Consider the following 13225-nt stretch of genomic DNA (forward strand, 5'->3'; position numbering starts at 1 on the left):
TTCTAGGCTGGGAGGAGCCCGTGATCTAGCCCGATGACTCTTCTGCAGGTATTTGGCACCGGCCCAGCCGCATCAGCCTCGCCAAACCTCAGCAGCAGCGATCCGGCCGCAATCGCCGCCACCCTGGCGCCAATGGGCATTGGCTTTGAGCGCTGGCAAGTCCAGGGCGGCCTGGCCCCGGAGGCCGATCCGGCCGCGATCCTGGCCGTCTACGCCACCGAAATCGCCCGAGTGCAGGCCGGTGGTTCCTACCCCACCGTGGATGCGATTCGCCTCACACCAAACCATCCCGACCGCCAGGCCCTGCGCCAGAAGTTTCTGGCCGAGCACACCCACAGCGAAGACGAGGTGCGCTTTTTCGTTGAGGGCCGCGGCCTTTTCTGCCTGCACATTGGCGATGTGGTGCTGCAGCTGCTCTGTGAAGCGGGCGACTGGATTTCCGTACCCGCTGGCACGAAGCACTGGTTTGACATGGGTCCAGAACCCCATTTCTGTGCCCTGCGCTTCTTCGACAACCCCGCAGGCTGGGTGGCCGAATTTACCGGCGACCAAATCGCCGACCACTACCCCCGCCTCGACGATTTAGGCGCTTAGAGTTGGGATTGAAGCTGAAAAGAAACAGATAGGGTTTTCTCTCGAAATGACATTTCCGGCCAGCCATCTCGCCCCCACCGAGCCCGAGAGGAACAAGGAAGCTGTCAGCCTGATCCGTCAAGTTGGCGATGACCTCAATTTCAGGCTGCGCCAGCTGCACGAGCAATTGTTAGAGCAGGTTCCTGACGTAGATCGCATCGCCTGCGCTCTCTACGAACCCAGCGATGACATGCTCAGAACCTTTGTGCATAGCACTCGCCAGGGCGTAGCCATCAAGGGATATGAGTTTTGCCTTTCCGAAAGCGCCTCCCTCAGCGGCTTAGCGGCTAGCCGTAGCGTTCGGATTTTGGATGAAATCGCCGATGTCGTAAATGCTGCCAATCCCCACTCCCAATGGCTCCTAAACGAGGGCTACCGCTCCTCCTTCACCGTGCCCCTATACGAGAGGCAGGAGTTTATCGGCTTCCTTTTCTACGACTCATTGAAGCCAGCTGCTTTTAGCAAAAAAGTTCAGCGCAGCCTTGAGGTTTACAACACCCTTATCAGCCTGACAATCTCAAATGAATTAAATTTAGTTCGCTCGATCACCACATCTGCTCAGGTTGCTCGCGAATTTGCCAGCCTCCGCGACTTTGAAACCGGCAATCATCTTGAGCGCATGGCTCACTACTCCCGCCTAATCGCCAGGGAGTTAGCCCCTCGCTACGACTTAAGCGATGAATATATTGAGCACCTTTACTTATTTGCGCCATTACATGACATTGGCAAAATTGGCATTCCCGACAGTATTTTGCTTAAGTCCGGCGGTCTAAACACTGAAGAGCGAGCCCTGATGAATACCCATGTTCAAAAGGGTATTGACGTGCTGGAGCGCATGATCGGCGAATTCGGACTTAATACCCTGCCCGACTCCCAGGTGATGCGCAACGTGGTGGCCGGGCACCACGAGTGTCTCGATGGCAGCGGCTACCCCAATGGGCTTAAAGGAGCCGAGATCGCCCTAGAGGCCAGGATCATCGCCGTCGCCGACATTCTCGACGCCCTCACGAGTCACCGGCCTTATAAAGAGCCCTGGTCTGTGGAGGCGGCCATTTGTGAGCTGGAGCGCTTGGTTGAAAGGGGCAAGCTCGATGGCGATTGCGTTCAGGCTCTGAAGTGCCATCTCCCGGAGGTCAACACCATCCGCGACCGGTTCAAAGACAGCTGAGCTAATGCTCCGGTCTTAATCAAGTTGCAGGGGCTCTAACTGGAGGGTCGAATGATCGATGCCCAACTGGGCCAACTCAGCTTTTGCTCTATGCAGCAGAGCCATGTCGTCTACCTGCTGGGGGTCGCGCAGGAGGTGTGCCGTCAGGGCCGTTTGGGAGGTGCTCATGCCCCAAATATGAATGTGATGCACCGCCGCTACCCCTGGCAGCTCGGCCAAGGTGCGTTCCACCGCATCTCGATCGATGCCTGGCGGGATCCCATCGAGGCTCACCAGCACCGACTGACGCAGCAGGGTCCAGCCGGTCCAGGCCACGGCCAAGCCCACGCCAATACCGGTGAAGGGATCAAGCCAGTGAATGCCGGTGAACTGAATCAACAGGGCGCTGACCAGCACCGCAGCACTCACCGCCGCATCGGTAAGCAGGTGCACCACCGCAGCTCGGCGGTTGAGATCGTGGCTGTGGTTGTGGCCAAACAAACGGGCCGAGCCCAGGTTCACCGCAATGCCCAACAGGGCCGCCACCGCCACCGGGCCAGGGGTTAGCTCCACCGGCTTGGCCAGTCTTTGCACGCCCTCAACGATCACAACGGCGGATGCCATCAAGATCAAGGCCGCGTTGATCATCGAAGCCAGCTGGGTGCTGCGGCCAAATCCGTAGGTGAATTGCCTGTTGGCGGGCAGGGCGCTGAGGCGCTCAGCCCCCCAGCCCAGCAGCAACCCCGCCACATCGCCGAGGTTGTGCAGGGCATCGCCGATCAGGGCCAAAGAGCCAAAGCCGATGCCAATGGCCAGCTGTAAAGCGGAGAGGCCGCTGTTGAGCAGCACACTCCAGCGAAAGGCCGCCGGATTGCCATCTCTGTGTTCGTGCTGGATGTGGCGTGGCAGCCGCTGGCGGCCCACCGCTGGATGGCTCATAAACCTTTTGTAGTTCGGGTGGGCGGTGCTGTCTGCCGAAGTCAGCTCACCAAATCAATCCCCACCGAGTGCATGCGCACCTGGTCTGCGGCGGCGAGATCGCCTGTGAGGGCTGCGACTTCCGCCGCCGCCAGCTCCTGCAGCCGCTCCACCGTGGCCTCGCGGCCGAAGCGCTCTTCGCAGAGCAGCCAGTAGAGGCCGAAATGGCGCGCTTCGCTAGCCAGCAGCTCTCCATACAGCTCTCGCAGCTCGGCATCGGGGCTATGGGCCGCCAGCAGGGCCATGCGCTCATGGCTGCGAGCCTCAATCAAGCCAGCCACCAAAAAGGAATCGAGCATGCGCTGGGGTTCGCCCTTGCGCACCTGAGCCGTGAGGGCCGAGCCGTAAGCCGGGGCCGGCAGGGAGCGCAGGGCTGCGCCGCGCCGTTGCAGCAATTGCAGCACCTGCTCAAAGTGCTCCAACTCCTCCCGTGCCAGGGGGCTAAGGGCGGCCGCCAAGCCAACCTCGCTGGGATAACGAAACATCAGCTGTAGGGCTACGCCGGCAGCCTTGCGCTCGCAGTGGGCGTGGTCAATCAACAGCAGCTCTGGCTGGGCAATCGCCTGCTCCAGCCAGGCGGGGCTGGATGGGGCCGCCAACCACTTCACCCGGGCCATCAAGGCTGGGCTCGCAGGTGGGCCACCAGGCCCTCCAGGGCCAGGGTGTAACTGAGCGGCCCAAAGCCACAGATCACGCCCAGGGCCTTATCGGCCAGGGTGGAATGGTGCCGAAACGGCTCGCGGGCGTGGGTGTTGCTCAAGTGCAATTCCACGAAGGGAATCGCCACCCCCAGCAGGGCATCGCGCAGGGCAATTGAGCTGTGGGTGTAAGCGCCGGCATTGATCAAAATGCCATCTACACTCCCGCGGCCCTCGTGGATGCGATCCACCAAGGCGCCTTCATGGTTGCTTTGAAAGCAGCTGATAGCCGCCCCCAGGGCCTGGGCGCGACTCTCCAGCTCAGCGTTGACCTGATCAAGGGTCTGACTGCCATAAACACCAGGCTCGCGGGTGCCCAGCAGGTTGAGATTGGGACCGTGGAGAGCGAGCAGCTGCATGGAGAAGGTCGGCTGGTAAGTTCTTCGGGTGTGGTTCGGGTCGGTGCCCGAGTGGTTAATGGGGGCGGACTGTAAATCCGCTGGCTCTGCCTACGTTGGTTCAAATCCAACCCGGCCCACCTTCCACATGCCCTTGTAGCTCAGTGGTAGAGCACTCCCTTGGTAAGGGAGAGGTCACGAGTTCAAATCTCGTCAAGGGCTTACAAAAAGAGGGGCTGGCACCGCTCCTCAAGCACAGTGGTACACCGGCTGCATTTGGCTGACCCTTCGCTGCCTGATCGTGGAAGACCAGGTCATGTTCCTGCAGCTGCTTTGCAAGATGCTGCAGGCGCTGGCCTGGCTCTGAGCAACCGAAGCATCAAGCAATTTGCCAGCTTGGGCTGACACGCGGCCTGCCCCTTGACCTCCGCCCCAAGCGCCACCCCGCTCCTGGCCACGCCGATCGCGGCAATGCGGGCAGCCGTCAGCACGGGCCTCACCCGCAGCCTGGCCTGGCGGCTGGAGCAGCTAGATCGCCTGGAAGGCCTGCTGCGCGATCAGGAGACGGCAGTGCTCGAAGCCTTGGCGGCCGACCTAGGCAAACCGCCCCTCGAGGCCACCTTTGAGCTGATAGCGGTGCGTCAGGAGCTGACCCTCACCCGGCGTCAGCTGAAGCGCTGGATGGCACCGCGGCCGATTGGGCTGGATCTGGCCCTGCGGCCCGGCCAGGCCTGGGTGCAAACCGAACCTCTGGGCTGCGTGTTGATCATCGGCCCCTGGAACTACCCATTCCATCTCTGCCTGCGCCCGCTGGTGAGCGCCCTTGCGGCTGGCAACACGGCCGTGATCAAGCCCTCAGAGCATGCGCCCCACATCTCCGCACTCCTGGCCCGCTGCCTACCCCTGGCCTTTCCTGCCGAAGTGGTGCAGGTGGTCACTGGCGATGGGGCCGTGGCAGCCGAGCTGCTGGAGCAGCAGTTTGACCACATCCTTTTCACCGGGGGCGGCCGGGTCGGCCGGCTGGTGATGGCCGCCGCCGCCCGCCATCTCACCCCCGTGACCCTGGAGCTGGGCGGCAAGAGTCCGGCGATCGTGCTTGCCGATGCCGACATCGCCACCAGCGCCAAGCGCCTGGCCTGGGGCAAGGGTCTCAATGCTGGTCAAACCTGCATCGCGCCCAACCACCTGCTGGTGCAACCAGCCGTGCGGGAAGCTCTAGTTGCAGCTATCGCTGCCGAATGGCAGCGCTTCTACGGCAGCGATCCCCTCGCCAGCGAGGACATGGGCTCCATCGTCAATGAAGCCCAGTTCCAGCGACTGGAGGCCCTGCTGGCGGGAGCCCGCAGCCGCGGCCAGGTGCTGGCTGGGGGGCGCAGCGATCCCAGCCGCCGGCGCATCGAACCCACCTTGGTAGCAATCGAATCCGGCGACGATCCGCTGATGCAGGAGGAGCTGTTTGGCCCAATCCTGCCCGTGCTGGCAGTAGCCAACCTGGAAGCGGCCCTAGCCGAGGTGAGGGCAAGGCCCAAGCCCCTTGCTCTCTATCTGTTTAGCCACGATCGAGCCGCCCAGCAGCGCACCCTGGACACCACCAGCTCCGGTGGCGTCTGCTTCAACGATGTAGTGATGCAGGCGAGTGGGGCGGCCCTGCCCTTAGGCGGCGTCGGCGAAAGCGGCATGGGCAGCTACCACGGCGAAGCTGGCTTTCTCACCTTTTCGCACCGGCGCACGGTGCTGCGGCGCCCTTTCTGGCTGGATCTGCCCTTCCGCTACCCCCCCTATGCGGGCAAGTTGGCCCTGGTGAAGTGGCTGCTGGGCTAACTGGGGCACGGCGATGGGGGTGGGGGGCGAAGGCAGGGCGATCAGAAGCTTTGATGCCCCGAAAGCGATCCGGGGACTGGATGGGACGAGGCAACGCCCTTAACGTTCCCGTACCTACACGTGGTGCCGATGCGTCGCTCCCTTGCCGCCCTGGCCCTAGCGATGGTGTTGCCCTTCCCGGGTCTGGCCCCTGCGGCAGCCCTGGCAAACGTGGTGGTAAAGCCAGGCGAAACCCTCTCGGAAATTGCCGACCGCCACGGCGTCAGCCTCACCCGACTGATGCAGGCCAATGGCATCACCAACCCCAACCTGGTGGTGGCGGGCCAGAGCTTGCGGCTGCCAGGCAGTAGCGCCGCTGGCGCTGGGAGCTCCAGGGGCGCCAGTGTCACCGTCCAGCCCGGAGACACCCTTTCGGACATCGCCGATCGCCAGGGGATCAGCCTGAACCAGTTGATGCAGGCCAACGGCATCACCAACCCCGACATGGTGGTAGCAGGCCAAAAGCTGGTGCTACCTGGATCTCGCCGGGCAACTGCGGCCGCCGCTCCCCGCGAGCTGCCCACCGCCCCTTACACGGTGAAAAGCGGTGAAACCATCTCAGAAATCGCCGATCGCTTTGGCACGAGCACTGAGCGCCTGATTCAGTTAAACGGGATCAGCAATCCAAATCTGGTGGTGGCGGGAACACGCCTGGCCATCCCTGGGCGTCCGTCCTCATCGGCCGCCCCCCGCAGCACAGCGGCCCCGCGCAACGCCAAGGAACACGTGGTGCGCAGCGGTGAGAGTCTCTCCACCATCGCCGACAGCTATGGGCTGCCGGTTGAGCGGCTGGTTGCCATCAACAAAATCGACGACCCCGATCTGGTGGTGTCCGGCGCCCGCCTGAAACTGCAGGCCCCGCCTCCGGTGAAGGCCACTCCAAAGCCAGCCACTCCAAAGCCCGCCGCCGCCCAAGCCAAACCGCAGACCAAACCCCAGGCCAAACCCAATCCCAAGCCGGTGGCAACTGCAACTGCAGTGGCAACCCCAACGGCAACCGCGACTGCAACGCCAGTAACAACACCAGTGGCCGTGAAAACGCCAGCACCCACACCCACTCCCCGGCCCACACCCACCGTTCAGCAGCCCATACAACAGGCCATACAACAACCTGTTCAACAAGCTGTTCAACAGCCAGTGCAAAAGGCTGCCGAGAGGGCTGTACAACCCGCTGTACAACCAGTCGTACAAGCGGCGGTCCAACCGAAAATCCAACCGACTCCGAAGCCCTCCCCAGTCGTTGCCACGCCGATCGCCAAAGCCTCAACCACTTCGACTACCGCAACCACCTCCCCCGCCAGCCGGCCGAGCACTGGCAGCAAGCCCAGCAGCAGCAAGCCTCAGGGTCCCGACTGGCGCAGCTACGGCCCGCTGCAGGTGGACTGGGCCAACTGGCAGCCCATGGGGGGCAGTTTTGTAGCCCCAACCCTCAATAGCGATGGCAAGCCCGTTTATTTGGCAGTCAACTGCGGAGCCCGCAAGCTCAATGCCACCAGCCAATCAGGCCAATGGAAAAGCTGGGATGCACCCCAGAGCGACTTTGAGGAGCAGCTAATCAGCGATATCTGCAAAGCCCGGGCCAGCTAATCCAACCGGCTAGCCAAGCACCACCAATCAGGCTGCCCAGTCAGGCAGCCCAGTGAAGTGGCCAGGGCTGGCGCACGTAGCGCCGGCCCGAGGCGCGCAGATAGAGACGCTGGGCGCCGTCATCGCTTTCGCTGAGCAATTCCTCCTGGGCCAGCCGCCGCAGCAGCCACCCCCAGCTCGCTTCTTGCTGCTGTCGCTGCTCAACCGACACGGCGGATGCGAGCTCCTCAGCCAGGTTGCGTAGATCGCGGCCGGGACGAAGCTCCAGCACCTCCAGCGCCTGGTGCGCCTCAACAGACCAATCCCGACTTTCACGGGGACTACGGCAGTTATCGCAACGGCCGCAGGCGGCCGCCAGTTCCCCTACGGCCAGCAGCAGCGCCTGCTCCCGGCAACCCTCGCCCTCCGCCACCGCTTCCATCCGCCGCAATTGTTGCTGGGCCAGCTCCAGCCGTTGCTGGTCCTGCTGGCGCTGGCCCCCCACGCCCCGAATTGCCCAGCCCAAGCTGGTGCGATCAGCCGGGTCGTAGAGCACCAGACAGCGCGCCAGTTCCCCATCCCGGCCGGCCCGGCCCGATTCCTGCAGATAACCCTCCGGACTGGCCGGCAGGTCCAGGTGCAGCACTAGTCCCACATCCGATCGGTCCACTCCCATGCCGAAGGCCACGGTGGCCACCAGCACCGGCCGCGGCTGCAGCTGGAAATGCTCCAGGGCAAGCTGGCGGCTTTCGGGGTCCATGCCGGCGTGATACGCGATCGCCTCCACCCCGACCCCTGTCAAGCGAGCCGCCCATTGCTCCACCGAGCGGCGGGTGCGCGCATAGATCAGCACCGCGCCCCGGGATGCCCCCAGCTCCGCCAGCACCAGGGGCAGGGGATCGGGCGGGCGCACCTGCATGCCGTACACCAGGTTGGTGCGGCGGGCCGAACGCACCTGGATCAACGGTCGCCGCAGCTGCAGCAGGCGAATGATGTCGGCCCGCACCTGGGGGGCTGCGGTGGCGCTGAGCGCCACTAGGGGCACCCCGGGGCACTGAGCCCGCAATTGGCCTAGGCGGCGGTAGTCGGGGCGGAAATCATGGCCCCAGGCACTGATGCAGTGGGCCTCGTCCACCGCAAGCGCCACCAGCTGGCCGCTCTCCAGAACGTCGTCGAGCAGCTGGCGGGTGGCTTCCCCCTGCAGCCGCTCCGGGGCCAGATAAAGCAGCCGCAGCCTGTGATCGCGCAGCCGCTGCAGCAGCTGGCGCCGCTCCGGCAAGGCCAGGCCGCCATGCAGGCAGGCTGCAGGGATGCCTCGGCGTTGCAACTGGCTCACCTGGTCCTGCATCAGGGCAACCAGGGGTGAAATCACCAGCACCAGCCCACCACGCACCAAGGCGGGCAGCTGATAACAAAGCGACTTGCCACCGCCAGTGGGCAGCACCGCCAGGCAGTCCTGGCCGGCCAGCAGGGCCTCCACCACCGGCCGCTGACCGGGACGGAAATCGGACCAGCCGAAATGGCGCTCCAGGGCCAGCGCCAGGGGATCAGCGGGGCCAGAAGGCAATTGGGCCCTACCCGTAGTGCTCACTGACCATAGCGGCCACCAGATGCGGTGCTAGGGGCCGGTCTTGGCAGGGGTGGTCATGGCAGGGGTGGTGGCGGTAGCTGCTCCGGTGACTCCTCCACTAGTTGCAAGCGCACCCGCTTGCCCCCCGCCAACTCCCCCAGGGACACCCGCAGGGTGCTGCCGCTGAGCGACTGCAAGGCAGTGAGCAGTTCGCGCAGGTGGGGCGTGCTGCTGCCGCTCTCCACCCAGAGGCGCTCCTGCAGGCCCCCGAGCCGCCGCCAGCTGGTGTGCAGCTTCAGCACGGCACTCTCAAGGGCCTGGGCCTGGCCCACCGCATCGGCCAGCAAGCCCAGGGCATCGAGACGTTGAGCCTCCTGCAGCGCCTTCTCGAAATCCAGCTCCCCCTGCTGAAACGCCCTCACCGCCAGAGCTGCCTCCGCCGCCTTGCTCAACCAACGGGCCGTGCAGGTCACCTCCTTGACTCGCTCCAGCTCCGGCTCTTCGCGCAACACCTTGCGCAGGTCCTCCTGCTGGTCTTCTGGCAACTTGGCCAGCTCCTTCACCAGTGGAGCCACAGCCCGCGGTGGCAGGAGATTGTCAGCTGTGCGCTGGCGGATCTCCTCGGGCAAAAGGGGGCTGGTGGCGGCTGTGAACTCATCACTAAGACGGCGCACTTGCTTGCGGGTGATCTGCTGACCCTCATTGGCCGCCTCGCTGATCATCTGCTGCACCTCCGGGTCGGCCTGGGCAGTCTCCAGAAAGGCCCGCTTCGAAAAGTTGTTGACGCTGGTTTCCTCAAGCAGGCCGCCACCCACCAAGCTCTCAGCCGACTCAGCCAGCTGGATCAAGGTGTAGGCCCGGGTCTTGCTGATTTCCCGCTCCCGCAGCCACTGCAGGAAGCCCGTGCCTCGCCCTTCGCCGCCGCGCTTCTCCCGGTCCCGCACCGCCGCCAAAATCCGCCCGCGCCAGATTTCGGTCTGCAGGTCAAAGCGGTCGCACACGGCCCAGGCTTCTTCAAGCCTGGCCAGAAATTCCATCGTGCTGATGGTGTCGCTTTCGGGGTCGGGCAGCTCGAGGTTGAGCACCGGCGGCGCCGGGACCTCCATCGGGTCCATGGCCATGGGAAAGGACGGGCTGCTGTGCAGTCGATGGTGCCATGGGCAGCCAACGTCTCACCAAGGGCGACGAATCGTGACGCCCTTGGTGAAGCCCACCTCCTGCGCGGGTATCTTCGCTCTGGCAGCCACCCGATCTAAAGCGCAGCGATGGCAATCTCCCGCGGCGACAAGGTGCGCATCAAGCGCCCCGAGTCTTACTGGTTTAACGAAGTCGGCACCGTCGCTTCGATCGACACTTCCGGCATCCGCTACCCCGTGGTGGTTCGCTTTGAAAAGGTGAACTACAACGGCTACAGCGGCTCTGAAGGCGGCATCAACACCAACAACTTCGCCGAGAGCGAACTCCAAAAGGCCTGAACCGCATCAGCCTCTTGGGATCAAATTTGCAGGACGATTCCCAGGCCTCTCTAAAGCCCGTGCAACTTTTGGTTGCGCGGGCATTTTGCTGGGCAAGCGCCTAAGGCAATGCCGGAATTACCTGAAGTTGAAACCGTGCGGCGGGGTCTCGAGCAGCAGACCCAAGGCTTTGAGATCAGCAGGGTTGAGGTGCATCGGGCTAGGGCCATAGCGAGCCCGGTCAACCCCGCTGCATTCGCTGCGGCCTTGTGCGGTTGCCGAGTTGGCACCTGGTCTCGACGTGGCAAATATCTGATGAGCCAGCTCAGTCGAGGGGGGGAGGAGGCTGGCAGCTGGGGCGTGCATTTGCGCATGACCGGCCAATTCCTTTGGCTGGAAACCCCGAAACCGGCCTGCTCCCACACCCGCGTGCAACTGTTTGCTGCCGGCAATCAGGAGCTGCGGTTCGTAGACACCCGCAGCTTCGGCCAGATGTGGTGGGTACCTCCCGGCGCACCGTTGGACTCGGTAATCACGGGCCTGGGGCGGCTGGGCCCCGAACCGTTCAGCCCAGCCTTCAACGCGGACTACCTGGCCGAGCGGCTGCGGGGCTCGAGGCGGCCAATCAAAAATGCCCTGCTGGATCAGGCGCTTGTGGCGGGGGTGGGCAACATCTACGCCGATGAGTCCCTGTTTGCTGCAGGTATTCGGCCCGCCACCAGCAGCGGCAGCCTTGGCGTCTCGCAGCTGGAGCGCCTGCGCCAGGCGCTGGTGGAGGTGCTTGAAACCAGCATCGGCGCCGGCGGCACAACCTTCAGCGACTTCCGCGACCTCAAGGGCAACAACGGCAATTACGGTGGCGTGGCCTGGGTCTACAGGCGTGGTGGCGAACCCTGCCGCCGCTGCCACACCCCCATTCAACGAGAGAAACTCGGCGGGCGGAGCAGCCACTGGTGCCCGAGCTGCCAGCATTGAACCAACCGCAAGCTTGCGTGGAAACCGCCGCATCACAAACTGCCGAGTTAGCGCAACAGCTCAGCGCGACGATGGCCGCAATTCATCGCCGCGGTTGGTGCGATGGCACGGGAGGCAACTTCAGCTGCGTTCTGCGGTGGCAGCCGCTGGAGCTGCTGATGGCTCCTAGTGGGGTGGATAAGGGCAGCGTTGCCCCAGAGCAGCTGATCGTGGTCGATGCTGCTGGGGCGGTGGTGAAAGGCACCGGGCGGGCCAGCGCCGAAACCGCCCTACACCTAGCCCTTGTGGAGACCTGTGGAGCCGGTGCGGTGCTGCACACCCATTCCCAAGCCGGCACCCTGCTGTCTCAGCACTACGCACCCACCAAAGCAGGGGCTGCCTTCTTTGTGCTGCAAGACCTGGAGATGCTTAAAGGACTTGAAGGTGTGGCCACCCATGCCACCAGCGTCACAATTCCAGTGCTGGGTAACGATCAGGATCTGGAACGACTGCGCGGCAACGCGGAACCGCACCTCGCGGCAGCGCCCTATGGCCTACTGATAGCGGGCCATGGCCTCTATGCCTGGGGCAAAGATCTGACAACAGCTCGAAGACATCTCGAGATTCTGGAGTTCCTGCTGGAGCAACGCTGGCGCCAACTATTGCTTGAGGGGCTAAGCGGCAGGCAGCACGGCAGGGCAGTTGTGCAACGGCATGGCGTGAGGCATGTGTTACTTGACATTGAGGGCACCACCTGTCCGGTGAGCTTTGTATCAGACACCCTTTTCCCCTATGCGGCTGAGCATCTCGGCAGCTTTTTGAACCAGCAACACAAGGACCCACAGGTTCAAGAGTTGCTAGCAGAAGTAGAAAAAGCCTGGGCGGAAGATCCAGACCCCGAAGCTCAGTCAATGAGGCAGCAGGGCCTATCAGAGGGGAAGGACGGTGTTTTGAAGTACCTGCATTGGCTGATCAAGATGGATCGCAAGCTCGCGCCACTTAAAGAGCTGCAGGGGATGATCTGGGAAATTGGCTATCAGAGCGGCAAACTTCAGGGTCCGCTTTTTGAAGATGTACCAGGCGCCCTGCGGCAGTGGCATGTAGCAGGACTTCAATTGGCGGTCTATTCGTCTGGATCAATTGGAGCCCAACAGCTGATTTACAGATACAGCAGTGGTGGAGATCTCAGGGAGATATTTGGGAACTGGTTTGACACCCGCGTGGGCAGCAAGCGTGATCAATGCAGCTACAGAAAGATTGCCGAGTCGCTTGATGTTGCCAGCCACCAAATATTGTTCATAAGCGACACCCTGGCCGAATGCGAGGCGGCGGCTGCGAGCGGCATGCAGGTGCTGCTAAGCATCCGCCCAGGCAATCCGTCACAAGCGGTGAGTCGATTTGAGAGGATCAGCTCATTCCAAGACCTGGAGCTAAACCCATGAACCAAGGCGATAAGGAAATTGATGCCAAAGCCGGGACACCGCAGATAAACGAGCAGCAGTTGATCTGCCTCAACCAAAACCTGCTTGAAAGTGTAGTAAGCGGTGATTGGCTCACCTATTCGAGCCATTGCAGCTTGGACCTCACCTGTTTCGAAGCGGAGACCAATGGAATCCTCGCAGAGGGTCTTGCCTTCCATCAATTCTATTTCGACCTACCAGCAGCAGCGACAAGCAGCCCTTCCGCTCCCATACAGGTGAGCATGGCAAGACCACACATTCGCTGGATCAGCCCCGACGCTGCCGTATTGAGCTACACCCGTCTCACCCAGAAGATGGTCGACGGAGCAGCGGTTACTTCTAGCTGCTGCGAGACGCGTGTTTGGCAGAGAATAGATGGCACCTGGAAACACGTCCACGTGCATCGTTCCTGAAAGTCATTTTTAATCACCAAGCCCCAGCAAGAAGCTTAACCAACAAAAAAGCCACCCCTACGGGTGGCTTTTGAGTAAACTGACCCATCCTCTTTCAAGAAGGTGGGGCAATTTATTAGGATGAATATTTTACCTGGCATCGAGCTATTTTCTC

The 13225-nt window shown here is 62.7% G+C and carries 13 protein-coding genes and 2 tRNA genes; 10 read left to right on the top strand and 5 right to left on the bottom strand.

The features are described 5' to 3' along the window. Nucleotides 1-33 precede the first annotated feature (33 nt). Nucleotides 34-594 (top strand): acireductone dioxygenase, encoded by a 561-nt coding sequence (locus KBY83_RS11975; protein ID WP_255019709.1) that lies wholly within the window; start codon nt 34-36, stop codon nt 592-594. 46 nt (nt 595-640) lie between these two features. Continuing rightward, nucleotides 641-1801 carry an HD-GYP domain-containing protein gene (locus KBY83_RS11980; protein ID WP_255019710.1) on the top strand — a complete coding sequence of 387 codons (1161 nt, stop codon included), beginning with the start codon at nt 641-643 and terminating at the stop codon, nt 1799-1801. A gap of 15 nt (nt 1802-1816) precedes the next feature. Here KBY83_RS11980 and KBY83_RS11985 read toward each other — a convergent pair whose 3' ends face one another. The 3 genes from KBY83_RS11985 to aroQ are packed head-to-tail and all read right to left on the bottom strand — an operon-like array spanning nt 1817 to nt 3815. Further along, entirely contained in the window at nt 1817-2719 is a 903-nt protein-coding gene (locus tag KBY83_RS11985; RefSeq protein ID WP_255019711.1) for a cation diffusion facilitator family transporter, read from the bottom strand. Nucleotides 2720-2760: 41 nt separating this feature from the next. Then, on the bottom strand, nt 2761-3375 hold the full coding sequence (locus KBY83_RS11990; protein ID WP_255019712.1) for a tRNA-(ms[2]io[6]A)-hydroxylase: 615 nt from the start codon (nt 3373-3375) through the stop codon (nt 2761-2763). Then, entirely contained in the window at nt 3375-3815 is a 441-nt protein-coding gene (aroQ, locus tag KBY83_RS11995; RefSeq protein WP_106502002.1) for a type II 3-dehydroquinate dehydratase, read from the bottom strand. Before aroQ ends, KBY83_RS11990 begins: the two co-directional genes overlap by 1 nt. A gap of 37 nt (nt 3816-3852) precedes the next feature. On the opposite strand from aroQ, the gene KBY83_RS12000 reads away from it, so the two are divergent. The 4 genes from KBY83_RS12000 to KBY83_RS12015 all read left to right on the top strand — a co-directional run bounded on the left by KBY83_RS12000 (nt 3853) and on the right by KBY83_RS12015 (nt 7241). Continuing rightward, nucleotides 3853-3934: transfer RNA gene (locus KBY83_RS12000), tRNA-Tyr, on the top strand. A gap of 10 nt (nt 3935-3944) precedes the next feature. Next, nucleotides 3945-4016: transfer RNA gene (locus KBY83_RS12005), tRNA-Thr, on the top strand. A 249-nt stretch (nt 4017-4265) separates the two neighbouring features. Then, nucleotides 4266-5615: an aldehyde dehydrogenase family protein gene (locus tag KBY83_RS12010; RefSeq protein WP_255019720.1), complete on the top strand. Its 1350-nt coding sequence runs from the start codon at nt 4266-4268 to the stop codon at nt 5613-5615. 129 nt (nt 5616-5744) lie between these two features. Next, nucleotides 5745-7241: a LysM peptidoglycan-binding domain-containing protein gene (locus KBY83_RS12015; protein WP_255019713.1), complete on the top strand. Its 1497-nt coding sequence runs from the start codon at nt 5745-5747 to the stop codon at nt 7239-7241. A 40-nt stretch (nt 7242-7281) separates the two neighbouring features. On the opposite strand, the gene KBY83_RS12020 is transcribed toward KBY83_RS12015, so the two are convergent. After that, entirely contained in the window at nt 7282-8787 is a 1506-nt protein-coding gene (locus KBY83_RS12020) for an ATP-dependent DNA helicase RecQ (protein WP_255019714.1), read from the bottom strand. 77 nt (nt 8788-8864) lie between these two features. Next, entirely contained in the window at nt 8865-9905 is a 1041-nt protein-coding gene (locus KBY83_RS12025; protein ID WP_254942585.1) for a hypothetical protein, read from the bottom strand. 150 nt (nt 9906-10055) lie between these two features. On the opposite strand from KBY83_RS12025, the gene KBY83_RS12030 reads away from it, so the two are divergent. The 4 genes from KBY83_RS12030 (at nt 10056) to KBY83_RS12050 (ending at nt 13071) form a co-directional block, all read left to right on the top strand. After that, on the top strand, nt 10056-10265 hold the full coding sequence (locus KBY83_RS12030) for a photosystem I reaction center subunit IV (RefSeq protein ID WP_106502000.1): 210 nt from the start codon (nt 10056-10058) through the stop codon (nt 10263-10265). Between the two features lie 108 nt (nt 10266-10373). Then, nucleotides 10374-11219: a DNA-formamidopyrimidine glycosylase gene (locus tag KBY83_RS12035; RefSeq protein WP_255019716.1), complete on the top strand. Its 846-nt coding sequence runs from the start codon at nt 10374-10376 to the stop codon at nt 11217-11219. Nucleotides 11220-11236: 17 nt separating this feature from the next. Continuing rightward, nucleotides 11237-12640, top strand: a complete 1404-nt coding sequence (gene mtnC, locus KBY83_RS15440; RefSeq protein WP_315858978.1) for an acireductone synthase — start codon at nt 11237-11239, stop codon at nt 12638-12640. Further along, nucleotides 12637-13071: a DUF4440 domain-containing protein gene (locus KBY83_RS12050; RefSeq protein WP_255019717.1), complete on the top strand. Its 435-nt coding sequence runs from the start codon at nt 12637-12639 to the stop codon at nt 13069-13071. The genes mtnC and KBY83_RS12050 overlap by 4 nt, the downstream gene beginning before the upstream one ends. Nucleotides 13072-13225: the final 154 nt, after the last annotated feature.

The sequence above is a fragment of the Cyanobium sp. WKJ7-Wakatipu genome (assembly GCF_024345355.1).
Classification (GTDB): Bacteria; Cyanobacteriota; Cyanobacteriia; order PCC-6307; family Cyanobiaceae; genus Cyanobium_A; species Cyanobium_A usitatum.